27 protein-coding genes and 1 pseudogene are annotated in these 26,462 nt (G+C 59.7%); 13 read left to right on the top strand and 15 right to left on the bottom strand.

Going from position 1 to position 26,462, the window contains the following annotated elements:
- Window positions 1–68 precede the first annotated feature (68 nt).
- From EQV96_RS02690 to EQV96_RS02665, 6 genes and pseudogenes are all read left to right on the top strand, one after another.
- A complete protein-coding gene (locus tag EQV96_RS02690) occupies window positions 69–1,268 on the top strand; it encodes a siderophore biosynthesis protein PvsA (RefSeq protein WP_240881227.1) in 1,200 nt (399 codons plus the stop codon).
- Window positions 1,265–3,046, top strand: a complete 1,782-nt coding sequence (locus tag EQV96_RS02685) for an IucA/IucC family protein (protein ID WP_095023599.1) — start codon at window positions 1,265–1,267, stop codon at window positions 3,044–3,046. The genes EQV96_RS02690 and EQV96_RS02685 overlap by 4 nt, the downstream gene beginning before the upstream one ends.
- Window positions 3,031–4,173, top strand: coding sequence for an MFS transporter (locus tag EQV96_RS02680; protein WP_095020058.1), 1,143 nt, complete (start codon window positions 3,031–3,033; stop codon window positions 4,171–4,173). Before EQV96_RS02685 ends, EQV96_RS02680 begins: the two co-directional genes overlap by 16 nt.
- Window positions 4,170–5,930, top strand: coding sequence for an IucA/IucC family protein (locus tag EQV96_RS02675; protein WP_240881226.1), 1,761 nt, complete (start codon window positions 4,170–4,172; stop codon window positions 5,928–5,930). The genes EQV96_RS02680 and EQV96_RS02675 overlap by 4 nt, the downstream gene beginning before the upstream one ends.
- A complete protein-coding gene (locus EQV96_RS02670; protein ID WP_240881225.1) occupies window positions 5,927–7,111 on the top strand; it encodes a type III PLP-dependent enzyme in 1,185 nt (394 codons plus the stop codon). Before EQV96_RS02675 ends, EQV96_RS02670 begins: the two co-directional genes overlap by 4 nt.
- A 76-nt stretch (window positions 7,112–7,187) precedes the next feature.
- Window positions 7,188–7,295, top strand: a pseudogene (locus tag EQV96_RS02665) (GNAT family N-acetyltransferase); the annotation flags it as partial.
- 58 nt (window positions 7,296–7,353) lie between these two features.
- Here EQV96_RS02665 and EQV96_RS02660 read toward each other — a convergent pair.
- The 3 genes from EQV96_RS02660 to aroE form a co-directional block, all read right to left on the bottom strand.
- Window positions 7,354–7,731 carry a DUF1640 domain-containing protein gene (locus EQV96_RS02660; RefSeq protein WP_095000458.1) on the bottom strand — a complete coding sequence of 126 codons (378 nt, stop codon included), beginning with the start codon at window positions 7,729–7,731 and terminating at the stop codon, window positions 7,354–7,356.
- 257 nt (window positions 7,732–7,988) lie between these two features.
- The gene (locus EQV96_RS02655; protein ID WP_095000457.1) at window positions 7,989–9,431 is read right to left on the bottom strand and encodes an MFS transporter; all 1,443 of its coding nucleotides are present in this window, start codon (window positions 9,429–9,431) and stop codon (window positions 7,989–7,991) included.
- A gap of 60 nt (window positions 9,432–9,491) precedes the next feature.
- Entirely contained in the window at window positions 9,492–10,307 is an 816-nt protein-coding gene (gene aroE / locus EQV96_RS02650; RefSeq protein WP_095031643.1) for a shikimate dehydrogenase, read from the bottom strand.
- Between the two features lie 204 nt (window positions 10,308–10,511).
- Between aroE and EQV96_RS02645 the strand changes: the two genes are divergently transcribed.
- Window positions 10,512–11,201, top strand: a complete 690-nt coding sequence (locus tag EQV96_RS02645; RefSeq protein WP_095000455.1) for an HAD-IA family hydrolase — start codon at window positions 10,512–10,514, stop codon at window positions 11,199–11,201.
- A 26-nt stretch (window positions 11,202–11,227) separates the two neighbouring features.
- Here the strand turns inward: EQV96_RS02645 and EQV96_RS02640 are convergent, their stop codons facing one another.
- Window positions 11,228–11,698, bottom strand: coding sequence for an FAD/FMN-containing dehydrogenase (locus EQV96_RS02640; protein WP_240881224.1), 471 nt, complete (start codon window positions 11,696–11,698; stop codon window positions 11,228–11,230).
- A 150-nt stretch (window positions 11,699–11,848) separates the two neighbouring features.
- Here EQV96_RS02640 and yghX point away from each other — a divergent pair, with 150 nt between their 5' ends.
- A complete protein-coding gene (yghX, locus tag EQV96_RS02635) occupies window positions 11,849–12,733 on the top strand; it encodes a YghX family hydrolase (RefSeq protein WP_218722919.1) in 885 nt (294 codons plus the stop codon).
- 5 nt (window positions 12,734–12,738) lie between these two features.
- Here the strand turns inward: yghX and EQV96_RS02630 are convergent, their stop codons facing one another.
- Complete coding sequence (locus tag EQV96_RS02630) at window positions 12,739–12,921, bottom strand: DUF1289 domain-containing protein (protein ID WP_095018063.1); 183 nt, start codon at window positions 12,919–12,921, stop codon at window positions 12,739–12,741.
- A 3-nt stretch (window positions 12,922–12,924) separates the two neighbouring features.
- Window positions 12,925–13,296, bottom strand: a complete 372-nt coding sequence (locus tag EQV96_RS02625; RefSeq protein WP_095000451.1) for a hypothetical protein — start codon at window positions 13,294–13,296, stop codon at window positions 12,925–12,927.
- Window positions 13,297–13,707: 411 nt separating this feature from the next.
- Between EQV96_RS02625 and mqo the strand changes: the two genes are divergently transcribed.
- On the top strand, window positions 13,708–15,354 hold the full coding sequence (gene mqo, locus EQV96_RS02620) for a malate dehydrogenase (quinone) (protein ID WP_095000450.1): 1,647 nt from the start codon (window positions 13,708–13,710) through the stop codon (window positions 15,352–15,354).
- Window positions 15,355–15,434: 80 nt separating this feature from the next.
- On the opposite strand, the gene EQV96_RS02615 is transcribed toward mqo, so the two are convergent.
- From EQV96_RS02615 to EQV96_RS02585, 7 genes are all read right to left on the bottom strand, one after another.
- On the bottom strand, window positions 15,435–16,286 hold the full coding sequence (locus EQV96_RS02615; protein ID WP_095000449.1) for a CAP domain-containing protein: 852 nt from the start codon (window positions 16,284–16,286) through the stop codon (window positions 15,435–15,437).
- Window positions 16,287–16,335: 49 nt separating this feature from the next.
- Window positions 16,336–17,016, bottom strand: coding sequence for a GNAT family N-acetyltransferase (locus EQV96_RS02610; RefSeq protein WP_095023557.1), 681 nt, complete (start codon window positions 17,014–17,016; stop codon window positions 16,336–16,338).
- Between the two features lie 191 nt (window positions 17,017–17,207).
- Window positions 17,208–17,762, bottom strand: a complete 555-nt coding sequence (locus tag EQV96_RS02605; protein WP_095023558.1) for a UPF0149 family protein — start codon at window positions 17,760–17,762, stop codon at window positions 17,208–17,210.
- Between the two features lie 47 nt (window positions 17,763–17,809).
- Window positions 17,810–18,154 carry a hypothetical protein gene (locus EQV96_RS02600; RefSeq protein WP_095000446.1) on the bottom strand — a complete coding sequence of 115 codons (345 nt, stop codon included), beginning with the start codon at window positions 18,152–18,154 and terminating at the stop codon, window positions 17,810–17,812.
- A 126-nt stretch (window positions 18,155–18,280) separates the two neighbouring features.
- The gene (locus EQV96_RS02595; protein ID WP_240881223.1) at window positions 18,281–18,682 is read right to left on the bottom strand and encodes a hypothetical protein; all 402 of its coding nucleotides are present in this window, start codon (window positions 18,680–18,682) and stop codon (window positions 18,281–18,283) included.
- Window positions 18,683–18,708: 26 nt separating this feature from the next.
- Window positions 18,709–19,164: a GNAT family N-acetyltransferase gene (locus EQV96_RS02590; RefSeq protein WP_095023559.1), complete on the bottom strand. Its 456-nt coding sequence runs from the start codon at window positions 19,162–19,164 to the stop codon at window positions 18,709–18,711.
- A 15-nt stretch (window positions 19,165–19,179) separates the two neighbouring features.
- On the bottom strand, window positions 19,180–20,145 hold the full coding sequence (locus tag EQV96_RS02585) for a threonine dehydratase (RefSeq protein WP_095000444.1): 966 nt from the start codon (window positions 20,143–20,145) through the stop codon (window positions 19,180–19,182).
- A gap of 85 nt (window positions 20,146–20,230) precedes the next feature.
- On the opposite strand from EQV96_RS02585, the gene EQV96_RS02580 reads away from it, so the two are divergent.
- Together EQV96_RS02580 and EQV96_RS02575 are read left to right on the top strand one after the other, a co-directional pair.
- Window positions 20,231–21,604 carry a PLP-dependent aminotransferase family protein gene (locus tag EQV96_RS02580; RefSeq protein WP_095023560.1) on the top strand — a complete coding sequence of 458 codons (1,374 nt, stop codon included), beginning with the start codon at window positions 20,231–20,233 and terminating at the stop codon, window positions 21,602–21,604.
- Between the two features lie 80 nt (window positions 21,605–21,684).
- Window positions 21,685–21,909 carry a hypothetical protein gene (locus EQV96_RS02575; RefSeq protein ID WP_095000442.1) on the top strand — a complete coding sequence of 75 codons (225 nt, stop codon included), beginning with the start codon at window positions 21,685–21,687 and terminating at the stop codon, window positions 21,907–21,909.
- 154 nt (window positions 21,910–22,063) lie between these two features.
- Here the strand turns inward: EQV96_RS02575 and EQV96_RS02570 are convergent, their stop codons facing one another.
- Window positions 22,064–22,741, bottom strand: a complete 678-nt coding sequence (locus EQV96_RS02570; protein WP_240881222.1) for an RES family NAD+ phosphorylase — start codon at window positions 22,739–22,741, stop codon at window positions 22,064–22,066.
- Complete coding sequence (locus tag EQV96_RS02565) at window positions 22,741–23,142, bottom strand: MbcA/ParS/Xre antitoxin family protein (protein ID WP_095000440.1); 402 nt, start codon at window positions 23,140–23,142, stop codon at window positions 22,741–22,743. The genes EQV96_RS02570 and EQV96_RS02565 overlap by 1 nt, the downstream gene beginning before the upstream one ends.
- A gap of 245 nt (window positions 23,143–23,387) precedes the next feature.
- Here EQV96_RS02565 and EQV96_RS02560 point away from each other — a divergent pair, with 245 nt between their 5' ends.
- Together EQV96_RS02560 and EQV96_RS02555 are read left to right on the top strand one after the other, a co-directional pair.
- Complete coding sequence (locus tag EQV96_RS02560) at window positions 23,388–25,166, top strand: type I secretion system permease/ATPase (RefSeq protein ID WP_095024756.1); 1,779 nt, start codon at window positions 23,388–23,390, stop codon at window positions 25,164–25,166.
- Window positions 25,135–26,460 carry an HlyD family type I secretion periplasmic adaptor subunit gene (locus EQV96_RS02555; protein WP_240881220.1) on the top strand — a complete coding sequence of 442 codons (1,326 nt, stop codon included), beginning with the start codon at window positions 25,135–25,137 and terminating at the stop codon, window positions 26,458–26,460. Before EQV96_RS02560 ends, EQV96_RS02555 begins: the two co-directional genes overlap by 32 nt.
- Window positions 26,461–26,462 lie beyond the last annotated feature (2 nt).

Raw genomic sequence — 26,462 nt, 5'->3', positions numbered from 1 at the left:
CACACGCGCTTTTGTAAATCAGTTGCCCATCCTGCGGGACGGGCAACTGTTGCCCCCAGGAAAGTGCCATGCAACGTCCATTCGTCATCCTTGCTCACGTCACACACCCAGCCATTCTCGAGGGCTTTATGCCAGCCGCGCAGCAGCGCGGGCTGCCAATTGTGCTGATCACCGATCATGCTCAGGAACATCGTCGCCTGCTTGCCGGCTCGTCTCTTTCGCCGGACCGGCTGCAGGTGATCGAATGTGATGTATTCAACCCGCTGGCGGTCATCGAAACCCTCAATGGCCAGGGTTTGCGCCCGGTTGCCGTATTTTCCAACAGCGATCACCTGCAAACCGCGACAGCAGTCGTGGCGGAGGCGTTCGAGTGCCCCGGCAAGAACTGGCGGTTGTGCCATGCCGCCAAGAACAAGGCCGCCATGCGTGAGCGCATGCAGCGTCTGGGTCTGCCCGGGCCGTGGTTCCAGGTGCTTGCCTCGGGCTGCGCGTTGCCTGCTGATGCGCCATGGCCAGTGGTGGCCAAGCCCCGTGAAGGGGTGGCCAGCCTGGACGTGCGCTTGTGTCACAACGCCGCTGAACTGAGTGCTTACTGTGAACGGTTCTGGGAGCAGCAACCGGACCGTGCACTGCTGCTGGAGGCTTACCTGGAAGGGCCACTGTTCACCCTTGAGACCCTCGGTGACGGTCGTGGCCTGCAAGCCATTGGCGGCTTTGACGTAAGCCTTTCTGCGCCGCCCCATTTTGTCGAACTCGCTGCCCGCTGGAATGGCCCGCTAAGCAGCGCACAGCGTACCGCGGCGCTGGCGCAAGTGGCGGCATTCGGGGTCAATTTTGGCGTTTGTCACAGCGAATTCATCCTCACCGCACAAGGCCCGGTGCTGGTCGAGATCAACTATCGCAGTATCGGTGACGGCCGCGAGTTTTTGCTGGACCGGCTGCTGCCACAGGGCTGGTTTGACCGAATCGTTGCCCTGCATCTGGGGCAGGCGCTGGTCGACGCACAACCGGCTCGGGCCCAGGCAACCGTGCACTATCTGGTGGCCGAGCGTTCGGGGCGGCTGGATCAGGCCAGTGCCAGTTTCAATGTCGAATCCGCAGACCACTGGTGCGATTACCGGGCGCTGCAACATCCCGGCGACACGGTGACCATCAGCCACTCCAACAAGGACTACGTCGGCGTATTGCGCCTGATTGCCCCGGATGACGTGAGCCTGGATGCGCAATTGCATTCGACCCTCAACGACCTGAAATGGGTGGTGGCATGAACCTGCAACCAGAAGCTGCCGATCAGGCCTACATCACCCGCCGCATCATCGATTGCTGCCTGCGTGAAGATATCCGCGGAGTTGTCAGTCAGGGCCGGATCTGTCCGCTGCCCGAGGCGTTGCATCAGCTGCTTGCGCATCAACCCAGTGGCATCTGGCTGCGGATCACCGATCTGGCGGCTGACGAGTTGTGGCTGCCAGTGGTCAAGGCGTATCCGTTGCAGGATTGGAGTGTTACCGGCGATGCCTGGATCCGGGTATCGCGACAGCACCCGCCTGAGGTCCAGCGTGGCTACTCGCTCTGGCTTGGCCACCTGAGCCAGGGGCTCGACACTGAAAGCCTGGGGTTGTTCGAGGCGTATCTGAAAGAGGCCGATTGCGCCACGCAACACCGGACCCTGTGCAAGCAGGCCGGTCAACGCAATGCCGCCGCGCTCGGCGATGTGATCGGGCTCCAGCACTGGTCGCAGCGCCTGTTGAAGATTGACCAGCTGGCCAGCTATCTGGACCACCCGTACTACCCGACTGCACGGGCCAAAAGCGGCTTCGATGGCGCAGCCCTTGAACGCTATGCGCCGGAGTTTGCACCGCGTTTCGAACTCAACTGGCTGGCGATCCCCAAGCAGGCCATGACCCTCACCAGTGTGCAGCCGCCGCACTGGCCGGGTTTCGAGGAGGTAGGCTTGCCAGGCACTTTGCACAACAGCCACTCACTGCTGCCGGTGCATCCGTTGACCTGGGCTGTGCTTGAACAGTATGGCTTGCCTGAGGGCGCACTCAAGGCGCCACACACGGCCATGCAGGTTGAGCCGACGCTGTCCGTGCGTACGGTGGTGTGCATTGATCAGCCCCATTGGCATATCAAATTACCGTTGCTGGTCACTACCCTGGGCGCGCGCAATCTGCGTCTGATCAAACCGACCACCCTGTACGACGGCCACTGGTTTGAAACCACCTTGCAGGCGCTCGCCAGGCGAGATCCGGAGTTGGGATCACGCTATTTGCACGTAGATGAACAACACGGCGGTCATGTCGCCCAAAGCCGTCATCTGGCCTATATCGTGCGCCGCTATCCGGCGGGGCTGGAGCACACCACACTGGTGCCGGTGGCTGCACTGGCCAGCCCTCTTGCGGGTGGGCGCCTGTTCCTCGAACAGCTGGTCGAGGGTTTTTATGCCGGCTCCCTGCAACACTGGCTCGACGACTACCTTGACCTGTTACTGCAGGTTCATCTACGGCTGTGGCTGCGATACGGCATCGCGCTTGAGGCCAACCAGCAGAACGCCGTGCTGATATTCGAACACGGCCGGCCAATGCGCCTGTTGATGAAGGACAACGACGCCGCGCGCCTTTGGCCGCAACGTTTCGCTGCAGCTTGTGCGGATCTGGCCGGGCTGCCAGCCGCCTTGCAGGATGAGCGCATTCGTGTCAACAGCAGTCAGCCTTTGGCCGAGATGTTCTGCACCATCACCCTGCAACTGAATATCGTCGCTATTTTGCAGGCCATTGCGGCAGCGGGGCTGGCGCCTCAAGCCAGCCTGTACGACACACTGCGCCGGGGCTTGAGCGGTTGTCTGCAGCAACTCGAAGCCGAAGGCATCAACTGTGACGACGCACGCCGCTGGTTGCTCGACAGCCCAAGGTTGCCGGTCAAGTACCTGCTCAGCGCCGGCAGCCTGTTCAGCAAGGCGCATTCCGGTGCCAGTGATATCAACAAGTTCTATGGCTACAGCGCGGCGAATTTCCTGCTGGAGGAGGTGCCATGCAGCGCCGTTTAATCGCCAGCGTCTTGTTGGGGCATTACCTGTCGGCCTTTACGGCGCTGGGGATTCCGCTCTATCTACCGCGCATCCTGGGCGACCTCGCGCCCGGCACGCCGGGATGGGCCATCGGCGTGCTGTTTGTCCTGCCAACCCTGTGCACCGCCCTGGCCGCGCCAGTATGGGGGCGCTGGGCCGATCGCAACGGTTGTCGTCTGTCGTTGCTGCGCGCCCATGCCGGGTTGTTCGCGGGTTTTCTGCTGGCAGGCTTGAGCCCCAATCTGACCGTGTTCGTGCTGGCATTGGTTATCCAGGGCACCTTCGGCGGAGCAATGGCGGCCTCCAACGCCTACCTGTCGACCCAGCTCAAGGGCTCCGGGCTGTCCCGCGCCCTGAACTGGACTCAGTATTCGGCACGGCTGGCAATGATCAGCGGCCCGATCCTGCTGGGGCTGCTGACCTCCCGGGGCTTGGGCATCAACCTTTACAGCTGGCTGGCGTGGTTGCCGCTGCTGGCTTTTGTTCTGGTGTTGGCACTGCCCAACGACAAGCCCGGGCATGCCCTGGACAGCAAACAAAAACCGCCGCCAGGCCAACTGCCAGCCGACATGGCGCGCCTGCTGGCGGTGCAGTTTCTGTTCAGCTTCGCCATGGTGGTCACCTTTCCCTACTTCATGCCATACGGTGAACAATTGGGGATAGGTAACGACACCTTGATCGGTGTGCTCTACAGCCTGCCGCATTTGGTTTATCTGCTGGCCTTGCCCTGGGTCCACAAGTATCAGGGCAACGTCCTGTTGCCGGGGCTGGCGCTGCTGGCGATCAGCAATGCGCTGCAATTCTGGAGCGTGCAGGCAGAGCCGTTGTTCGCCCTGCGTCTGCTCAGTGGCGCGGGCATGCTGCTCAGCTTTGTCGGGCTGCACCGCTGCCTTAGTCAGCGCAGCCGGCAAGGCAGTGCAGGGCGCCTGTTCGGCTGGTTTGACTCCAGCGGCAAATGGGCCGGTACCGCTGCCGGTGTTACGGCTGCTCTGGTCACTCAGACCTGCGGCATTGCATCCCCCTTTCTGGTTGCCTGCCTGGCTGCCATGGCCGCCATGGTCATGGCGCGCCCTCTAATGATCACTTCCCGGGAGATTCCGGCATGACGTTCGTTCCCAATACCTTGTCCCTGAATGACCATGCCCTTGATGGTGAAGCCCAGCGCCATGCCATCGAGTGCCTGCTCAATTGCTATTTGCGCGAATATGCATTGCCGCGCAACGAAGCCGATCTGAACTACCAGGCACAGGATGTGCCGATGAGTCTGCGTCAGGCCGGCGCTCGTTGCATCAGCATCAACCTGCCGGGCGGCCGTTTGGTGGTGCGCATCGACAGCGCCAGCCTGTTGGGCCGCTGTCATTACATCGGCGCGCCTTATTTCAAGGGCAACCAGCAGGGCTGGCGGCCACTGGAGGCCCGGGAACTGGCCAGCCTTCTGTGTACGCCACTGAGCGGTGCCGGGCGTGTCGGCGAGATGCTGCAACAGTTCGCCAACAGCCTGCAGATCACCCGGGCCTTCCTGCGTCATTCCCGTCCGGCCAACGAAGCTGCCGACAGCCTGCTGGCATCCGAGCAGCATCAGCTCTGGGGGCATGCCCTGCACCCGACACCGAAAAGCCGCGAGGGTATATCCCATAACGATTTGCTGGCCTGTTCGCCTGAGGTCGGGGCGTGTTTTCAGTTGCACTGGTTCAAGATCGACCCGGCGCTGCTTCGCCATCAGGGTGAGGACCCGCGCAGTACCCTGCAGCAACTGTCGGGGCGCGACGACGCCTATCCGTGTCACCCCTGGGAAGTCGCCCGCATACTGGCCGATCCGCTGGTGCAGCGGGCGCAACAGCAGGGTCTGATCGAATACCTTGGCCCTCTGGGTCAGGCCATGTTCCCGACCTCGTCGGTGCGTACGCTCTACCACCCGCAACTGGCTTATTTCATGAAGTTCTCGATGCATGTGCGGCTGACCAATTGCGTACGCAAGAATGCCTGGTATGAGCTGGACAGTGCCGTGGCCCTGACTCATCTGCTCCGGCCGGTCATGAGCGAGCTGGCAATCCGGCAACCGGACTTTTTGCTGATGCCCGAGCCCGCAGCCTCCAGCCTTGATCTCGGTGCTTTGGGTACGCTGGAGCAGGCCCGCGAAGTCACCGAATGCTTCGGTATCGTTTACCGGGAAAACCTGTCCATGGCCGATCGCGGGGCGTATCAGCCGCAGGTGGCAATGGCGCTGTTTACCTGGGACTTGCAAGGTCGCAGTGTCTGTCGTCACCAGGTTCGACGTTATGCCGACATCACCGGCCTGGGCATTGAGCAGGCCACGCTCAACTGGCTGGATGCCTATGCCGCGAAAATGCTCGGCGGCGTGCTGCACTGCCTGTTCCGTCAGGGGGTGGCGCTGGAGCCGCATTTACAAAACACGGTTGTCGGCTTTGCTCAGGACGGCTTGCCGAACCGGGTGTGGATCCGCGATCTGGAGGGCACCAAGCTGGTTCCTGAAATCTGGCCGGCAGAACGCTTGAGCGCGCTCGACGAGCGTACCCGCAACTCGGTGTACTACAGCGCGCAAAAGGCCTGGCAGCGGGTGGCTTACTGTGCGCTGGTGAATAATCTGGGCGAGGCGATTTTTCATCTGGCCAATGGTAGCGATGCTCTGGAACAACAGTTGTGGGCGCGCACCGGCGAGCTGTTGCACGAACAGTGCGCGCTTCTCGGCCATCCGCAGCAGCTGCGCGAGTTGTGCGCCGGTGCGCCATTCCCCGGCAAGGAAAACTTTATGACCCGTCTGATGATGCGCGCCGATCGCGAAGCAGGTTACACCCAGCTGCCCAGCCCATTGGCGTTTATTGCAAAGAGTAAGTGCGCATGACTCTTCCTGTCGCTGTCACCCGCTGTATCGAACAGCTCAAGGCTGAGCACGAAGGGCCATTGTGTGCCTATGTCTACGACTTGCCTGCCCTTGAACAGCATATAAAGGCAATGCGCGCCGTGCTGCCCGTTAACTGCGAATTGTTCTATGCCGCCAAGGCCAACCCGGAGGCGCGGGTGTTGAAAACCCTTGCACCGTGGGTAGACGGTTTCGAAGCGGCCTCGGGCGGGGAGCTGGCCTGGCTGCATGAGCAGTGCCCCGACGAGCCACTGATCTTTGGCGGCCCGGGCAAGCTTGATCGTGAACTGGATATCGCCATGCAGTACAGCATCTCGGCGTTTCATGTAGAGAGCGTGACCGAGCTTCGCAGTCTGGCGCGCATCGCTCGCCAGCGTGGCGTGAGGGCTGCGCTGATGTTGCGCTTGAACCTCAAGCTGACGCAGGCACCGCAGAGCAGGCTGGTCATGGGCGGCAAGCCCACGCCGTTCGGGCTGGACGAGCAGGGGCTGGCAAGTGCACTGCAATTGTTGCGCGAAGAGCCGTCTCTGGAGCTCAAGGGGCTGCACTTTCATATGCTGTCACACCAGCTGGATGTCGATGCGCACCTTGAGTTGATACGCAGCTACTTCCTGACTTTCCGCCAGTTGTGTGTCGACCACGACCTGCAACTGCCCGTGCTGAATGTCGGAGGCGGCATGGGCATCAACTACCAGAACCCGGCGCAGTCGTTCGACTGGCCAAGGTTTTGTCAGGGGCTCAAGGGGCTGGTTGATGAGTTCGGCATGGGCGCGACCCGAATCCGCTTCGAAATTGGTCGCTTTATCAGCGCAGCCTGCGGCTATTACGTCATGCAGGTGCTGGATATCAAAAGCAGCCACGGCGAGTTTTTTGCCATTGGTCGAGGCGGCACTCATCATTTCCGCACGCCTGCAGCGCAAGACCATAACCATCCGTTCACGGTTATGCGGGGCACAAATCCCCCGCAGATAAGCGGTCAGGACGTCACCCTGGTAGGCCAGTTGTGCACGCCCAAGGATGTGCTGGCCAGGCAGCAACCTGTTGCGCAACTGGCGATTGGTGACCTGCTGGTGTTTAGCCTGGCGGGTGCCTATGCCTGGAATATCTCGCACCAGAACTTCCTGATGCACGAACCGCCTCTGAAGGTGTTTATCGACGGGTGATGCCATGGAGTTGCCAGCCAGGGTGCCGGCAACTCCATCCTTGGCAATCAGCCATCCACGCTGATTCCTGGTATGCATCGAACTCTATAAAGAGCTCGGTTATCAGGAAACCCACAGGGCCACGCAATACGGCTTTGCCCGGGTTTTCATGCGCAAGCTGCTTCAAGCCCAAGCCGGATACTGAACAGCCCATAATGATGCAGGCTGTTCAGTTGAAGTCATCACCCAGGTCGGCCAGGGCTTTACTCCCCCAGTAAAGCCCTGTTGAGAAAGTCATATCCCAATTTGATCGATGGCACGCTGATGCAAATGAAGATGATGCCGAACTGCCAGTGAACAATCTTGCCCTGGGCCTCCAGCGCAGTAATTGACGAGCGCAGTTCGAGGCCTTGTTCCTTGACGGATGACCTGAGCTCTACACCTTGCTCCCTTATCAGAACGCGCAGTTCAGCGCCCAATTCTGAAATGGAGGCTTTCAGGTGCCGTTCGGTTTGCCCCAGGTCTGATTTGGAGGCGAGATCTTTCACTTCATTCTCCCAGGCTTCGACAACGGCTTTAGTTTTACCTGAAGGCATACTGATGGATGTCAGCGCGTCGTAAAGGGTAATGGATGATTTCATATTGTCTCCTGCGATTGGCAAGTGACGTCGGGCCGCCATCTGACGCCTGACTCCTGTCACTGTGAGGGCGATTCACTCCTTGCCTGAGATTCTACTTTTATCCCGAATCAATACAGTCAGACCTTTCTTAGCGTTGCGTCAGTCGCGGTGGTATTTCTGGTGACCGATTATGATTACGAGTAGAGCAGCATCGTGCTGGCGCAAAAAAGCCTGCAGTCAGCAGGCTCTTTGCATGAGTCAGGTTGCAGCACGCAGCATCAGCGTGGCGTCGGTTGCACCACCGGCTGTGGCGTCATCTGCGGAGCGTTGTGAGCAGGCAGCATTTCCCAGGCATCACGGGGCTCGTCCAGATCTCGGTTGAGGGTTTCCGGGGTCTTGAAGGTGGTGTACAGGGTGATCAGCGTCAGCAGCGACAGGTAGCAGGCAATCGGCAACCAGGCGCCGATACCGGCGCTGGCATCGCCATCGTGACTGGCCACGACCAGAGCGATCAGCCCGGCGCCAATCAAGGGCGCAATACCGCCAGCAATCACCGCCGAGGCTTCCCGGGCAATGGATACGCCCATATAGCGGTGGCGCGAGCCGAACAGTTCAGGCATCAGCGCCGCCTGGGTGCCGAACATGCCCCAGGTGCCGATGCCCAGCGCGATAGAGATAGCAATAATGCTCGCGATCACATTGCCCTGGCTCAGTATCCACCATACCGGGAACGCCAGTGCCAGTTGCAGCAGCGCAAAGGCCCGGTACACCACTACACGGCCAAAACGGTCGCTGAGTTTACCGGCAATCGGCACGGTCAGAGCACCCAGGCTGGCGGCGCAGATCAAGGTGAGCACGCCCACCGGCCCTTGCAGGCCGACCACACCAACGATGTAACTCACCGCCAGGGCCTGATAAATCGAAGACCCGCCGTTTTCTCCCAGGCGTAGGCCAATGCCCAGCAGCAGCGTCGGTTTTGAGTGTTTCATCGCACTTTTTAGCGGATTGTCGCAGACGCGCTTGAGGGCCTTGAGGCGGATAAAGGTCGGCGACTCCTTGAGCGACAGGCGCATGTAAAGGCCCAGGGCGACGATCACCACGCTGCTGAAGAACGGTATGCGCCACAACCCGCTTTCGAGCACGTTGTCACTGCTGCTGATAACCATGAAGTACACCAGAGCGGCAAGGATGGTGCCCAGTTGAATGCCAAGGAAGGGCAGGGCAGCGTAAAAACCGCGTCGACCCGGGGGTGCATACTCGGTCATCATCACTGCCGCGCCGGCCTGTTCGGCACCTGCACCGAGGCCCTGGAGCAAACGCAGCACCACCAGCAGCACCGGGGCCAGGTAGCCGACTTGATCAAACGTGGGCAGGGCACCGATCAGGGTGCTGGAAATACCCATCAGCAACACCGTGGAGGTGAGCACGAACTTGCGTCCCACGCGGTCACCGATCATGCCGAACAGCACACCACCCAATGGCCTTATCGCGAAGCCCAGGAAGTAGGTGCCGAAGCTGGCAATCAGGCTCATGGTGCGGGTTTGTTCAGGAAAGAACAGCGGCCCGAAAATCAGCGCCGCTGCCAGGGTGTAGAGGGCAAAGTCGTAGTATTCCAGCGCACTGCCCAGGGAGCAGGCCCAGGCAGCGCGGTGGAGGTCTTTTTTGTGTTCCGGGCTTTCGGGGACCAATTCAATATCAGATGAAGCATGATCGTGAGTCATGTTGGTACCTTCTGGTAGGCGCCTTTACGGCATCTTGTTATCGATAGGCAGCAGGATTTCTTACAATTTCAACCTCTGGATTTCGTCGAGCATGGCCTGCTCCATGATGTCGATGGGGGCCTCCATGCCGGTGTACAACTCGATTTGCCGGCAGGCCTGCTGCACCAGCATGCGTGTGCCGGACACGGTGCGGCAGCCCAGCGCGGCGGCTTGCAGAAGCAAGGCGGTACGCACGGGCATAAAGGCTACATCCATGACGATCAGATGGCTGGCCAGCAGCCCGTCCAGCGGGTTGCTGTCGGGCTGCCTGAAGCCCACGCTGGTGGCATTGATCACGATGTCGAAATCCCGGGCTGCGAAGGCCTCGACACTGCCGCCCCAGCGTGCACCCAGATCTGCGGCCAGCGCCTGGCCACGCTCACTGCTGCGGTTGAACACCGTGACCCGGGCTGCCGCTTGCAGGCAGCCAAAGACCACGGCCCGCGCTGCGCCACCGGCGCCGATCACGGCAACACGCTGGTTATTGAGCTCGCAGACTTCCTGCAGGGCGCGTACTGCACCCAGGTAGTCGGTGTTGTAGCCGGTGAGAACGCCGTCGATGTTATTGATGGTGTTGACCGCGCCAATTACCAGTGCGGACTCATCGATCGCGTCCAGATGCTCCATCACGACGGTTTTGTAGGGCATGGACACGTTCATGCCGCGCACACCCAATGCGCGGATGGCCGCGACGCCCGCCACCGGGTCCTCGATGCCGAAGCAGACGAAGGTGTAGTCCAGGCCCAGGGCCGCGTAGGCCGCATTGTGGATTTTCGCAGAGAGAGAAAAGGGCGAGCCCATGATCGAACCGCACAGGGTTGGCAGGGACTGGGGCATGCGTGCCTCCTAGTATTGGATTTATGAGTGGGGCAATAAGCCCACTTTCAACCCCTGCAGCGCAGTGTGCCAATCGTATATGGTGATGCCGTGATCACGGATGCTGATCACCAGCTGAGAGTTGATGATTGACGATGTCTGCAGCACATTGTGCTTCTCCCGGTGTTATGGTGCTGAATCCTTCCTGCCAACGGATTTGTTGTGATGACTACACCGCGTGCTGCTGTCGGCCCGATCAAGGCCGTGATTTTCGATATGGACGGGTTATTGCTGGATACTGAGGGTATTTACACCGAAGTCACGCAGATCATCGCCGAACGCTACGGTCGCACCTATGACTGGAGCATCAAGCAGCACATCATCGGCCGTGGCGCCCTGGACCTGGCAGAATTTCTGGTCAAGGCGCTGGAATTGCCGATCACCGCGCAGGAATTTCTGGTTGTCCGCGAGCCGTTGCTAAAAGAACGCTTCCCCAAAGCCACGGGCATGCCGGGTGCCGAGGCGCTGGTGCGCCATCTCAAGGCCCACAAGGTGCCAATTGCCGTGGGCACCAGTTCATCGCAACATTCCTTTGCCCACAAAACCACCTTGCATGGTGAGTGGTTTGAGCTGTTCGACACCATTGTCACCGCTGACGACCCTGAAGTGGGGGCAGCCAAGCCTGCACCGGATATCTTCCTGACGGCGGCACGGCGCCTGGGTGTTGCGCCCGAGCACTGCCTGGTATTCGAAGATTCGCCTTTCGGGGTAACGGCTGCCAAAGCCGCCAACATGACTGCGATTGCCGTACCTGATGTAGCCATGGCCGACAGCAAGTACACGCATGCCGACCTGATCATCCGCCAGCTGGCCGACTTTGATCTGGCGGCTTATGGTTTGCCGCCGATGCGATAAGTGCTAGCCAGATCCCTTACACGCGATTATTGCACCGGCAGTTTTTCCAGTGCCGCACGCAATTCGTCGGCGCTGGAAAACTCTTGCTGCGACATTAGTTTGCCACTCTCCAGTTGCAGCCACAGTACCTTGTCTTCGGCACCGGGGTACTGGGCGGCAACAGTCCCGTCGCGGTCAAGCACAACACGGTAGCTGTAGTCACGCATGGCCGGGATGGCGATAAATTTGCCGATCAGCGAGGGCATGCGCTGCACATCGGCGAGAAACACCACATTGCGTGCTTCCAGGTAGCCCTTGGCCTGGTTTTCCAGCGCAGCCTTGACCAGCTTGGAACCGTCCATATTGCGCGCTACCAGCAGCACCTGGGTTTTTTCGTCCAGGGTGTAGGGTTGGTCATGCTGGTCGTTCAGGGTCCATGACGTCAGGCGCTCACCGATATTCGCGGCCTGGGCCAGCATGGAAAACGCGCTCAACAACAGCACAAGTGCAATTCTCACCGTTTGATACCCCTTCAGTTAATGGTTCTGGCCTGACAGGTTTCAGGCATGGCCGGTATGGTATCCCACAGCACAAGGTAAAAGGTCTGAGACGCATTTAGCTACAAATTGCTCTATGGTTAAGCGCTACCGGCCCAAGGAAACGCCAAGATGACGCGTCTGACAGCGAAAGACTTTGCCCCTGAATTACTTGAGCTTTATGACTACTACGCCCACGGCAAGATCAACCGTCGCGAGTTTCTTGACCGTGCTGCTGTATTCGCCCTGGGCACCACTGCGTTATCGGTGCTGACGGCGTTGAGCCCAGACTACGCACTCGCCGAGCAGGTCTCCTTTACCGACCCGGATATCATTGCCGAGTACATCATGTACCCATCGCCCAGGGGCAACGGCCAGGTGCGCGGTTATCTGGTGCGGCCAGCCAAGGCAGCGGGCAAGCTGCCGGCCGTGGTGGTGGTGCATGAGAACCGCGGGCTGAATCCTTACATAGAAGATGTTGCCCGGCGCCTGGGCAAGGCGGGATATATCGCTCTGGCACCCGATGGCCTGACGTCAGTGGGCGGATATCCCGGCAATGATGAGCAAGGCCTGGCGTTGCAGCAAAAAGTCGACCCTGCCAGGCTGATGAATGACTTCTTCGCGGCGGTGGAGTGGTTGATGCAGCATGATGCCAGTACCGGCAAAGTTGGGATTACCGGGTTCTGCTATGGCGGCGGGGTGGCCAATGCGGCGGCAGTGGCCTACCCGGAGCTGGGAGCTGCAGTGTCGTTTTACGGGCGCCAGCCCGGTGCAGACGAGGTCGCCCGTATCCAGGCACCGTTGATGCTGCACTACGCCGGGCTGGATACACGGATCAATGACGGCTGGCCAGCTTTTGAGCAGGCGTTGAACCGCAACGGTAAAGTCCATGAAGCGCATATCTACCCGGGAGTGAATCACGGCTTTCATAACGACTCGACGCCTCGCTACGATGAAACCGCGGCTACTCTGGCCTGGAACAGGACCCTGGGCTGGTTCGGCAAGTATCTGGCGTAGCGGGCTTAGCCGTTCTTCTTGCGCAGGCTCTTGAGCCGAGCGCTGGCGCGCTGCACGGCGGCCATTTTTTCCGGGCGCTTCATGCCCCGCCACTTGCGGATATCTTCCCGGGTTCGACCGCAGCTCACGCATAGCTCACCACTTAACTGGCAAACTGCAATGCACGGGTTTTCAATGTCTTTTGCCACGGTTCAACTGCGTCCGGTCTGTTTTTGCGCCAGGCGCTTGGGCCAGTTGCCGCCACAACTGCGCTGGCACTCTTCTTCTGAATCGAAGAATACATGGGCCGAGCCGTTACGCACCTTTACGCCGGCATCCGCCAGCGCCTGGGCCGTCAGTTCACCCATATAGCGCGCCTCGCCATCGGCCAGGGCGAAGTCTTTGCTGGCTTGCGTATCGAACACCCAGACCACCTTCAGGCTGGCCGGGAAGGCCTCGTAGTCAACAACATGGGTCAACCAGGCAAACCCCGGGATCTGTGATTTGGCCGTTTCACAGGCCTCGGTCAGGGAGGTGATCAGGCGACGTTCGATCTGTGCCTGGGTGCGTTTGCTTAAAGACATGGGTGAATCCTGTTGATAGGCGGGGCAAAGACACGATTATACCTGAGCGCGGGGCTTGGCTACTGCTGCTTCGCCCAGAGTGCCACCTGAGGTAGAATGTCGCGGTAAGTCGGCTGGCCGCCCTGGAGCGTCATGCCCACGCAGGTTCCCCGGAAGGAGCCGCGAGCAGGCCGGACATCAAGGGAGTCACATCCGCTGTACCCAAAATGTTACCCAAGTAGCTGAAGCCAAGACCAACAAGAGATCAGCGCCCAAGGTACATGAAGTGAGGTCTGTAACGTGCACAGGCCTTATATGTCTGCCCGTTCGGGGCTTGAAGCTGGCTCGATTGCAGGTGACCGTCTGTAGTGGGTCAGGCAAATTCAGGCACCGAGTGCCGGGCAGATGGCGTTTTATCTTAGGTACTACAACATGTTAAAAAAAATGAACAAGGGGCTACTGGGCCTGGCGCTGACCATGGGGATTACCTCCGTGCATGCGGCAGAACCTAAACACGTGGATGTACTGCTGATCGGCGGCGGCATCATGAGCGCTACTCTGGGTGTATGGCTCAACGAGCTAGAACCCGGCATGTCCATGGAGATGATTGAACGTCTCGATGGCGTTGCCCTGGAAAGCTCCAACGGCTGGAACAACGCAGGTACCGGTCACTCCGCCCTGGCTGAGCTGAACTACACGCCGGAAGACAAGAACGGCAACGTTGAAATCCCGAAGGCCATTGAAATCAATGAGGCTTTCCAGGTATCGCGTCAGTTCTGGTCGTGGCAGGTCAAGAACGGCGTACTGAAAGATCCGCGCTCGTTTATCAACTCCACGCCGCACATGAGTTTTGTGTGGGGCGATGACAACATCAAGTTCTTGAAAAAGCGCTATGAAGCCCTGCAGGCCAGCCCTCTGTTCGCGGGCATGCAGTACTCCGAAGATCCAGTGCAGATCAAGAAGTGGGTTCCGCTGATGATGGAAGGGCGCGATCCCAACCAGAAAGTCGCGGCCACCTGGTCTCCGATCGGTACTGACGTGAATTTCGGCGAAATCACACGCCAGTTCGCGGCTTACCTGCAAACCAAGCCTAACTTCTCGCTGAAACTGTCGAGCGAAGTTGAAGACATCAAGCGCAATGAAGATGGTTCGTGGCGCGTGGTGTACAAAAACCTGAAAGATGGCAGCAAAACCGAAACTGACGCCAAGTTCGTCTTTATCGGCGCTGGCGGCGGTGCCCTGCACCTGCTGCAGAAGTCCGGCATTCCTGAAGCCAAGGAATACGCAGGCTTCCCGGTTGGCGGCTCGTTCCTGGTAACCGATAACCCGACTGTTGCCGAGCAGCATCTGGCCAAGGCCTACGGCAAGGCTTCGGTTGGTGCGCCACCGATGTCGGTTCCGCACCTGGACACCCGCGTGCTGGATGGCAAGCGCGTTATCCTGTTTGGCCCGTTCGCGACTTTCTCGACCAAGTTCCTGAAAGAAGGTTCGTACTTCGACCTGCTGACCAGCACCACCCCGCACAACATCTGGCCAATGACCAAAGTGGGTATCGAACAGTACCCACTGGTTGAATACCTGGCCGGTCAGCTGATGCTGTCGGACGAAGACCGCTTCAATGCGTTGAAAGAGTACTTCCCGAACGCCAAGTCCGAAGACTGGCGCCTGTGGCAGGCCGGTCAGCGCGTGCAGATCATCAAGCGTGACGAAGAGAAGGGCGGCGTGCTGAAACTCGGTACCGAGATTGTCAGCGCCAAAGATGGCAGCATCGCCGGTCTGCTGGGCGCATCCCCGGGTGCCTCCACGGCTGCACCGATCATGCTGACCGTGCTTGAAACCGTGTTCAAGGACAAGGTTGCAACACCGGAGTGGCAAGCGAAGCTGCACCAGATCGTGCCGAGCTATGGCACCAAGCTGAACGGCGATCCTGATCGCGTTGCCCAAGAGTGGGCCTACACGGCTGAAGTCCTGCAATTGACTCCACCACCGGCGATCCCGGCGGCAACTCACACTGCAACGCCTGCTACGGAGCCGGCAAAGCCTGCTCCAAGCAACCCAGCGGCTGACATGGCGCTGTAAAAAAACGGCCCCACCCGACGCTGCTCGGGTGGGGCTGCTTTATCTCGCGTTACCGCCTCGCTCAACCCCTTCGCAATACCTCACTGCGTCCCGAACAGGGCCGTCCAGTAAATCCCTGCATCACTTTTTGGGTCTACCGCGTAGGCTGCGCCCAGCTCGCGAAACCCCGGATTCATCACGTTGGCGCAATGACCAGGGCTGGCCAGCCAGCCGTCGACCAGCTTGCGCGTGGTGTCCTGCCCGGCGGCGATATTTTCACCGATCTGCTGCGCGATATAGCCCGCCAGTTCAGCGCGATCCCCCGGGGTGCTGCCATCGCGGCCCTTGTGATCGAAGTAGTTATTGTTGGCCATGTCCCGTGAATGACTCTCGGCAGCGCTAGCCAGGGTGGTGTTCCAGGTCAGGGGCGCGGCAGGGCCGAAGGCCTGGGTGCCGCATTGGCGGGGTTGGTTACGGGCGCTGTTGAGCATCTCGAGGACTTTCTGGCCTTCGGCCTGCCAGTCTCCCAGGCGTGCCGCCAGCAGCGGACGGGCCAGAACGATGCGCCAGTCACGCTGGTCGTGGCTGACGCCGATATCGACAAATTGCGGGTCCAGCACCACGCGGCAAAAGCTTTCCTGCACGGCTTTCATGGCGGCCTGGGCGTCACGGGGGCCTGACAGGTTGATCGCCTGTACGTTGACCATCGGGTATGCCGCCTGTGCCAGGGCTTGCTGCAAATCGCCAAAACTGCTGGCCGGCAGCACCAGGCGGGTGTCGGCCGACAGTGGCGGCAACTCTTGCGAGGCCTGCCCTGCGCACAATTGAATCTGGCTGCGGTAAGCATTGATCGAGTCGATCAGTTGCGATTCTTCGCTGGCCACGGCGCCAGCGCTGAACACCAGACTCAATGTCAAGGCGCCGAGACGGGGCAGGGTGAAGTGAGCGCGCATACGGGTTCCCTCTTAACGGAGTGCAACCATGATGCGTTATTTCGCCCCTTTAGTCTTTTGCCAGGGCCACAAAGGCTTTGGCCCGGGCGGTCAGTTGATCGATCTGGCGATCACGTTTCTTCTCGGCGTCGAGCATGGCCTTTTTGCCGTTGCGTTGCAGCAGGTAGGTATGGATCTGGCGCACTTCGGTGGACTGGTAGATCGCGGCGACGTCGAGCACGGCCATCAGGCCGTCGCTGCTATGGTCACGGGTGTTCATCAGCACTTGCGGGCCGCGGGTACCGATGACTTGCAGCCCCATTGCCTCGAATTCCGCAACCTTGGTCACACTGCAAGTCAGCTCGGTGTGAGGGTAGCGGCGCACGACTTCCTCGAGCATCGAACGGGTCACCCCCAGATGGCGGTGGCTGGCCAGCTCGGCCATATAGGCAATGCCGCAGGCCTGGGGGTCGTCCTTGAAAGGCAGGTACAAGGCGAAGCCCGTTACTTTTTCCGGGTCCTGGGCATCGGTGGCGACAATCAGCTCGACCGCAATGCCTTTGGTGCCGTCGAGTGCCTGCAGGTACAGATGCACTTCAAAGCCGATGGCGTACTGATAAATGCTGTACAGCAGATTGCTCGGGGCGATTTCCATCGCACTGATATCGCTCAGGTGATCGACCACGAGCTGCAGGATCTGGCTGTTGATCGGTTCGCTGACCGGGGAATCGTAATGGCTGAGGGTGGTCATGGGGATGGTTTCTATAGTGTGCCGCAGCACAATTCGTAGCAGCTGCCGAAGGCTGCGTCCGATTGCGAAGCGATCGTAAATGCGCAGTGCAAGGTTTATCTGGATAATCGCGGTGGCTGATTTTACGGCGGCTTCGCCGCCGGACGCAGCCTTCGGCAGCTGCTACAAAATCAAAATCAGCTTCGCCGAGCTCAGCGCTGGCTCAACCAGAAGTCATGCAGCGCCCGGGCCGCAGGGGCAATGGCGGCAACGCTTTGCTGGTGGGCGGCAACGTCGAGGTCGTCGGGCAGTTCGAAGTTGTCCTGCTCGGCGCAGTCGGCGATGGCCTGGAGCAAGCGTGCTTGCGGCGCCGGAAGTGCTGGCCAGTTGCTGATGGCCACCGCACGGGTGTAACCAAAACACCATTCTTCCGCCAGGGTTACATCCTGGCCCAGATGTTCGGTCTGCTCGAAACGCGGAATAAATGCGCTGCTGTCCTCAGCCAGTTGCCGGGCCAGGGTATTGATATGGCGAACGCTCAGTTCGATGAACTGTTTGGCTTCCTCAGGGTTTTCCCAGGCCGGGTTCTGACCGCCCCAGATTGCCGGGAACCAGTCGGCGATATCCACCTGAGTCGGGCTTGAAACCAGTGCGGTGAAATAACCGTCGAGCTCCGAAGGGTTGAGCACGGAGTGATCGTCGCCGTATTTGAGCAGCGTGTTTTCGATCACGTCAAAGTCGCTGGCGTTCAGGGGTTGCGATTGCATGTTCGGGCTCCTTGGTGTGGCGGCAAAACGGGCGGTCTGCGGCAGACTCAGTCCACCGAAACAATAGACTCGAGTTCAAAGTATTTAAAGCCAGCCTTGGCCAGGGCTTTTTTCGCCTCTTGCTCGGCGTTGAATCGGCTCAAATCCTTGGAGTCATGGACAAACAGGCTTTCATCGCCGTCAAACACCTTGGTCACCCGCATGGTGACGCGCAGGACAGGCCCGCTGCGCTTTTTCGGCACAGGTGATGGCGCTTTGGCAGGTGCCGCAGCTTTTTTCGGAGCAGGGATGGTTTTGGCAGGAGCCGGTTCAACTTCAGGTTGAACCGGGGCAGCAGGCAGATCAAGGCCGAGCGCTCTGCGCATGTCGTCCTCGGTGAATCCGGCACTCATTGGTATGACTCAGTTAATTTAAAAGACGCGCTTATAGGGCAGAGATTCGGGTTATGGCAAGCGAATTTGTTCATATGCCGCAAAATATGACCTTTTCCGGGGTTAAAGCCCTTGTTCAGAGCCGATTCAGGGGTCGCTAAACAAGCCGTGACCATCCAGCAGTTTCCAGGCAATTTCAGGTCGTTTCTCCAGCGCCCGGCGGATGGCGGCCGGGATTGCCTGTCGGGTTTTTCGGCACAGGCCCGGTTGCTCGGCGAGGTGTATCGCAATGCCTCGCATGGTACGCACTTCTGTGACGCCGGGGTCGATCAGTACTTCAATGCCCAGTTGCTCGTGCATGCGGCGCTGCATATGTTCAAGATCGTCGAAGCTTTTCAGGTTTTCCAGCCGCTCGATCAGCACTTTCTCGGCCTGACGCGTGAGGTTGAGGATGCGCAGGTCGGTGCCAGGTGTCGCCAACAGTTGCTCCCGCTCGCAGATGCAGGCGCCGGGTGGGCAGGTTGAGCGCAGCGACGCAGAAGAAGTCATCAGGCTCAGCATAGCTGCCCCGGGATTTAGTCGTCCAGACGCAGGGCCATGATCACGGTGCGCTCGTCCCCATGGAACTCGTCGCGTACTTTCGCAAAGCCCAGTTGCGCGTAGAAGGACTCGGCCGTAAGCGAGGAGGGTACCCGCAGCTCCTGAATCTGCGCAACAATGGCCGCCTCCTTGATGCGTGCCATCAATTGCTGGCCTATGCCTCGGCCCTGATGGCCCGGATTGACGAACACACTGCGCACCACCGCGTGATCCAGGCTGGCAGTTCCCACTACATGGTGTTCGTGTACGGCCACGTACATCTGGCGCTGCTGCATCAACTTCAGAATCTCGGCCGGGCAGAAGTTCTGCCCGATCCGGGCGATCACCTCGGGGGAATAGTCCCGGGCATTGGATTCGCGCAAGGCGGCAATCACCACCTTGCTGATGGCCTGGGCATCGCCCGGTGTGGCGCGGCGAATCAGGTACTGCATACACACTCCTTTAGGTTATGCGTCAGCGCTGTTGGCCAGAATGGCGGCATACAGCAGGCGGTCAATGTTGGCGCCGCTCAGGATCAGTGCAACCCGGCGCCCTTTTTGCCTTGAGCGCTCGCTGATCAGGCCGGCCAGCGCGGCGGCGCCTGCGCCTTCAGCGGTGTTATGGGTGGTTTCATGGTAGACCCGAATCGCATGGGCGATCTGCTGGTCGGACACCCGAATCACCCGCGCCGCGCCCTTGGCAATAATTTCCAGCGCCTCGGGCAGCGGTTGGCGACAAGCCAGCCCGTCAGCAAACGTGTGGGCCGACTCGGTGCAGACCACACGGCCCTGCTCGACACTTTGCGCATAAGCATCGGCGTGCGCAGACACCACACCGACAATCTCGGTCTTCAGGCCCAGCAAGTCGCGCGCCTGGATCAGCCCGCAAATGCCCGAGCCCATGCCGATGGGGACATACACTGTGTCCAGTTCTTCCACTGCTTCTAGCAACTCCAGCGCATAAGTGGCCACGCCGCGAATCAGGTCGGGATGGAAGGCGGGGACCAGGTGCAATTTATAAGTGTGCGCCAGCACCGCCGCATGGGTGCGGGCCTCGTCAAAATCCTTGCCGCATTCAATCACGGTAGCGCCGAGGGCACGCATGGCGGCATTCTTTTCCACCGAGTTGCCTTCCGGCACCACGATCCGGATTGGAAGGCCTACGCTGCGCGCTGCCAGTGCGAGGCTCTGGCCGTGATTGCCGCGTGTGGCTGTGACCAGGCCTTTGGTGCCCGGTTCGCGGGCCAGCAACCCCTGCACATATAACAGGCCGCCGCGCACTTTGAAGGCACCGGTGGGCGTGTGGTTTTCATGCTTGACCCATACCGTGCAACCCATGCGTTCGGTCAGCAAAGGCCAGGCCAGTTGCGGTGTGGGCGCCAGGGTCTGGTGCACGGTATGGGCTGCAAGGCGAAGGGCATTCAAATCAAACATGGCACACCGTCATCGAGGGATTTGACTCGATTCTAGGCACGACGCATTGTATGGGCCGACCCTTATATTGCATGGCCAACAATAAATGTGGATGCCAACCCTCAATGACACAGACCAGCCGCGCTATCTTGCACTGGTCGATGCAATCACCCGGGCCATCGCCTGCGGCGAACTGCAAGCCGGTGCACGTTTGCCACCCCAGCGGCGTCTGGCCTGGGCGCTGGGCTGGAACCCCAGTACCACGATGCAGGCTTATCGCGAGGCGGCCAGGCGGCATCTGGTTTCGGGTGAGGTAGGGCGTGGTACCTATGTACTGGCCAGCAGCCAGGAGGCGACGCTGTTCAGGCTGCAACACGCCGATGAGCAGACACCCCGTATCGACCTGCGAACCAACCTGCCCGCCATTGACCATCTTGGTGAAGAGGATGGGTTGGCCTTGTCCTGGTTGCTCGACAGTAACCAGGCGATCCGCTTGCAGGGTTATTTGAGCGCTGCGGATCTGTTGCAGGCACGGGCACAGGGCGCGACCTGGCTCAAGGGCCGCGGGCTGGACTTGAGCGTGGACAACATCATGCTCTGCACCGGCGCCCAGCAAGGGCTGTTTACGGTGCTGCTGTCGTTATGCCAGGCGGGCGATGCGGTACTGGTTGAAGCCTTTACTGCACCGGGAATCAAGGCTGCTTGCGCACAGTTGCGTTTGCCCATGCATGGCGTCGCGATGGATCGGGAAGGGATCCTGGCGCAGGACTTTGACCGGATGATCCGCGCCACGGGTGCGCGGGTTGCCATACTGACCCCGACCCTGCAAAACCCGACTTCGGCGGTGATGAGCGTTGAGCGCAGGCTGGCGATTGCCGATATTGCCCGACGCCATGGTGTGCAGGTGATTGAAGACGATGTCTATGGTGCGCTGACCGACAGCCCGCCGTTGTACCGCTTTTTGCCCGAGCTCGCAGTGCTGGTCACCAGTTTGTCCAAGACCGTTGCGGCGGGAGTGCGCCTGGGCTGGATTGTGGCTAACCCACAGCTGCTGGCGCGTATTGATCCCTATGCGCAGTCGGCGCACTGGGGGGTATCGCCGCTGTGCCAGGCCATCGCCTGCCAATGGATCAGTGATGGCACAGCACAAGCGCGGCTGGAGTGGCAAACCCTGGAAGTGAGCCGGCGCTGGCGCCTGGCAAAAAAGTTTTTGGGGGCTGCGATGTATCAGACAGACACGCCATCACCGCATATCTGGGTGACTGTGGAAGACGGCGCCGAGGCGTGTCGCGCCGTTGGCGTTGAGGTGGTGCCGGCGGATGTATTTGCGGTGAAGTCCAGCGCTGGCCATGCGGTGCGCATCAGCCTGACGGCGGCTGCCAGTGTCCAGGCTTTAAAAGTGGCGCTGGAAAGGATTGCGGGTTTGCAGCCCTCTCCAGGAGGGAGAGGGCACAGGCCGCAACCAGCAAACAAACTTTAGCGTCCCCCAATCAAGTCCCTTTTCCCTGCCGCAGCGCGTTAGGGTGAGGGGCTTTTCATCTGGCTAACCAAGGAACCCCTATGCGCAGAGAAATCGGCTACTGGCACCGCGAAGGTCGCGAGTTGTTCTACTACCTGGAATTCAAACCTGAAACCGCCGAGTTCTACCTGACCTGCGAACACACGCCTGCCGAAGGCGAGGGCAGTGTGCGCTCGGTATTGCTCAGTGAGGCTCGCGGCGAGCGCTACTACGAAGATGCGCTGTTGATCATCAAAGAGGAACTGTTCAAGCAATACACCCTCTGAAGGTTGCTGGCAAAACCTGCCACGCGCTGGTCACGCCGAGCATGGGCTTGTGCAAAGCACGGTTTTCCCTGCGGTTCACAGCCTGAAGTCCAGGGACTTCAAAGGCTGGCCTGAAGAAATCGATCAGGTGACCCGTTCGCCGGAATCCCTGGCCTTATCTTGGCACTTCGCTGAGCTGCAGGACCCAGGTAATCGCCTGCGCCTTGTCATCCCATACATATCTCAAATGCTGGCCCTGAACCGGTAGTGAAAGTGCTGGAGGGCGAAACGCAGCCACGCATTCGTGGCCGGTCAGGCGCACGCTGTTGTACAGCAGGCCCCAGGCGCCATCTGCCCGCAATGGCTGGGCGAAGGCCTGGGGCAGGCCATATCGGGCAGGTGAAGGATCGTGCAGTCGGGCAACGCCACGTATATCGATCATCGGCTTTACCACGCGATTGATATAGGTGCGCAGGGTGATTTCAATACTGGCTTCCCGGGTGGCCCGCCAGAATTGTTCCTGATGAAAGCAGGTCTCAGCAATGGCGGCCTCGAGGCTGTTGGCACAGTAGTACACACCATAAGTGCCATCGGTAAAACGACTGGCCCGGCCAATATGGGTAAAGGCGGCCATTATCGGCGTCGAGCCTTCGCCGCACAGACGGTCTTCTGGCGTTACCCGTTGCAGCACGCCTGCCTGGTCACGCAGGCGGTCATTGGTCAGGCTTTCGAGGGCGAAGGCGATTTCAAGATCTGCTGGATCCAGGGTGTCTTCAAATACCGAGATGGGCGGGAAGGCGCTATTGATGATGCGGTAAGCCTTGATCCATTCAGGCAGCACTGCATCTGGCATCAGCCGCGTACTCCATCCAGATAACGACGCACGTCTGCCAGATCGACCACCTGACCGGCGAGCATGTAGCCCAGGGCGCTCTGGCCATTAAAGGGCGCTGCGGTGTTGGGTTTGTGTACCCATTCGTAGGCCCGCTCAGGCTTGTTGCTGAACAGGATGCGCAGAGCTTTGTGTACGCCCATCAAGTACGAAATGCGTTCCAGAGTGTCGTGGGGCAAGCGCACGTTCGGCAGTTTTTTGTATTTGAAGTAGGTGGTATTACCAATGGCGCCGAGCAGGGTGCACTGTTGATCCTTGGTGCAACCCCAGTGCTCCATCAGGCTGAAGAAAAAGGTCAGGGCAACACGACCTGCATCGCCGCTGGTGATGTCGGGCTCAGGATTTTGGGCGACTAGATGCATGACTGCCTCCGATACAGGTATAAATCCAGCCTACTCCGGATATGAATAAATTCAAGACGACCGTTCGTAACTGAATGTTTTCCCCAGTGGCCCGGCAGTGAGTTTTTGCCCCGTGGGGGATTGCCTGTGTGTTGGTCTGTCAGACTTTGTCTGCCAGTGAAGTTTTCGTGCCGCGCCACGCTAAGCACACCGCGCGGGCATGATCTACGCTTTACTAATGAAGGCTTTCAAAGCTGGAATTTTCAATGCGTAGCCCATCTGAAAACAGCCTGCACACTGCGTTGAAAGCCTGCCGGGAAAGCTTTCTCTCCGTTGGTTTTTTCAGCTTCTTTATCAATGCGTTAATGCTGGTTCCCACGTTCTATATGTTGCAGGTCTATGGGCGCGTGATCACCAGCGGCAGCCTGACCACCCTCAGCATGTTGACGCTGATCATGACCGGTCTGGTGATCACCCTCGGCTGCCTTGAGTGGACCCGATCACGGATCATGGTCCGGGTCAGCAACCGCCTGGACATGCTGCTCAGCCGCCAGGTCTACAAGGCCAGTTTCAAGCGGGCCCTGGAAAGCGGCGGGATGGACGCCTCGGCCCAACCGCTGAATGACTTGACCGGCTTGCGTCAGTTTCTCTCCGGTAACGGCTTGTTTGCCTTTTTTGATGCCCCCTGGCTACCCATCTATATCGCCGTGATGTTTATGTTTCACCCCTGGTTTGGCTGGGTGGCGACGGGCAGTGCGCTGTTGTTGCTGTTGCTTGCGTTTGTTAATGAAAGATTGACCGGGCCGACGCTGGCCCAGGCCAACAAGGAGCATATTGGCGCTTCGCTCTACACCACGAAAAACCTGCGCAATGCCGAAGTCATCGAATCCATGGGCATGCTTGAAACCTTGATGGACCGTTGGTGGACCCGGCAAAAAAATGTGCTGTTGCTGCAATCCCGGGCCAGCGATAAAGGGGCCATGATCAGCACCCTGTCCAGGTCGTTCCGGATTCTGGTGCAATCGCTGATTCTCGGACTGGGGGCCTATCTGGCCGTGGATCATCAGGTGGGGGCAGGGCTGGTGTTTGCCGGGTCGGTCCTGCTGGGCCGGGCACTGGCACCCATTGATCTGATTATCGGCAGCTGGAAAGGCTTTATTGCGGCGCGCTCGCAGTACGCCCGGCTTAACGCGATCCTGGCCAGCCAACAGGCTCAGCCCGAGCGCATGTCATTACCGGCGCCCAAGGGCGACGTGCAGGTTGAGAACCTGACCGTTGCGGCTCCCGGCTCGAATATTGCCATCATCAAGAACATCAGTTTCAGTGTGCCGGCCGGTTGCGTGGTCGGCATTATCGGCCCCAGTGCGGCGGGCAAGTCTACCCTCGCCAGGGCGCTGCTGGGCATCTGGGCACCGCTGCAAGGTGTGGTGCGCCTGGATGGCGCGGATATCAGCGCCTGGGATAAACATGAACTGGGGCCCCATATCGGCTACTTGCCCCAGGACATCGAGCTGTTCGAAGGCAGCGTCAGCGACAACATTGCCCGTTTTACCCGGGTCGATTCCGAGAAAGTCATTCTTGCGGCCACCACGGCCGGTGTTCACGACATGATCCTGTTGTTGCCCGATGGTTACGACACCGTGATTGGTGGTGACGGCGTGGTACTTTCCGGCGGGCAGCGCCAGCGCATAGGGCTGGCTCGCGCCCTGTACGGCAGCCCGCGGCTGATCATCCTCGATGAGCCCAATTCCAATCTCGACGAAGTCGGTGACCGAGCCCTGATAGCTGCCCTTCACAGGATCAGGCTGTCAGGTGCCACCCTGTTTGTGATTACCCATCGCACCAATATTGTGTCCCAGCTTGACCGGCTCATGGTGATGAGCAACGGCGGCCTCAGTCTGTTCGGGCCGCGTGAGCTCGTGCTGACGGAGCTCAACGCACAGCAGGCGCCAAAACAGACCATGCAGGCTGAAACCGCCATGGCTGCGGTGGCTAACGGCAAGGACGGTTCCGATGAACCCCATGATCCCAATTCCATCAACTGACAACTTTGCCGAACTGACCACTAGCGATCGAAAAATCCGACGCCTGGGTTTTGTCATTGTGGTGCTGACTTTCGGCGTGTTCGGCACCTGGGCTGCGTTCGCGCCGCTTGATGGCGCGGCCTATGCACCGGGTGTGGTGACCGTGCAGGCGTATCGCAAAACGGTACAGCACCTTGAAGGCGGCATCGTCAAAGAGGTGCTGGTACATGACGGTGATACCGTCAAACAGGATGACCCGCTGATCATTCTCGACGATACGCCGCTGCGCTTCGAATACCAGATGACCCGTGGGCAACTGATTGCCGCCAAAGCCATGGAAGCCCGGCTTGTGGCAGAGCGCGACAATCTGCCCGAGATTGCTTTTGCTGCGCTGGCCACAGCCGACATCCAGCGGGGCGGCGAAGCGCGCCAGGGCGAAATCCGGGTATTCAACGCCCAGCGAGGCTCGCGCCTGGGGCAGATTGCCGTGCTGCAAGAGCGCATTGACCAGTTGAATGAACAGATCAATGGCACCCAGGCGATTATCGGCGCCAAGGGGCATCTGGACAGGTCCTACAGTGGTGAAATTGTCGAATTGACTGACCTGCTGGCCCAGGGCTTTGTCGACAAACAGCGTCTGCTCGAGCAGGAACGCAAGCGCCAACTGCTCAGGTCGGAAGTGGTCGAGCACCGTTCCGCAATCACCACCAGCCGCTTGCAGATCAATGAAACCCGGCTGCAGATCCTGCAGATCGACAAGGACTTCAATGCCGAAGTGGTCAAGCAACTGGCAGAGGTCCAGAGCAAAATTTACGACCTGCAGGAGCGCGCCAGCGCCCTGGAAGACCGCCTGGGCCATATCGTGATTCGTGCCCCTGAAGCGGGCATGGTGATCGGCATGACCGTGCATACGATTGGCGGCGTGGTGCGCCCGGCGACCCCGTTGCTGGACATCGTACCGTCAGTGTCGGGGCTGGTTATTGAGGCCCAGGTGGCGCCGGTGGACATTGATCGTGTTGCCATCGGCAGGCGTGCCGATATTCGTTTTGGCGCGTTCAACAGCGCCACCACACCGGTGATCGAAGGCGAGGTCAGCAGTGTTTCGGCAGACCGGCTGATCAATGAAAAAACCGGGGCCGGTTATTACCTCGCCCGGGTCAAGGTGACCAAAGCCGGTGAGCACACCTTGGGGGAACGCAAGTTGCTGCCGGGCATGCCGGCGGACGTGTTGATCATCACCGGGCAGCGCACTCTGCTGCACTACCTGATGCAACCGGCGCGCAATGCCCTCTCACAATCGATGATTGAGGAGTGATC

This window comes from Pseudomonas sp. TMW22080 (assembly GCF_022496745.1).
In the GTDB taxonomy this organism is placed as follows: domain Bacteria; phylum Pseudomonadota; class Gammaproteobacteria; order Pseudomonadales; family Pseudomonadaceae; genus Aquipseudomonas; species Aquipseudomonas bubulae.
Note: the sequence above shows the minus strand (reverse complement) of the source record. Positions and strands in the feature narration are given on the sequence as shown.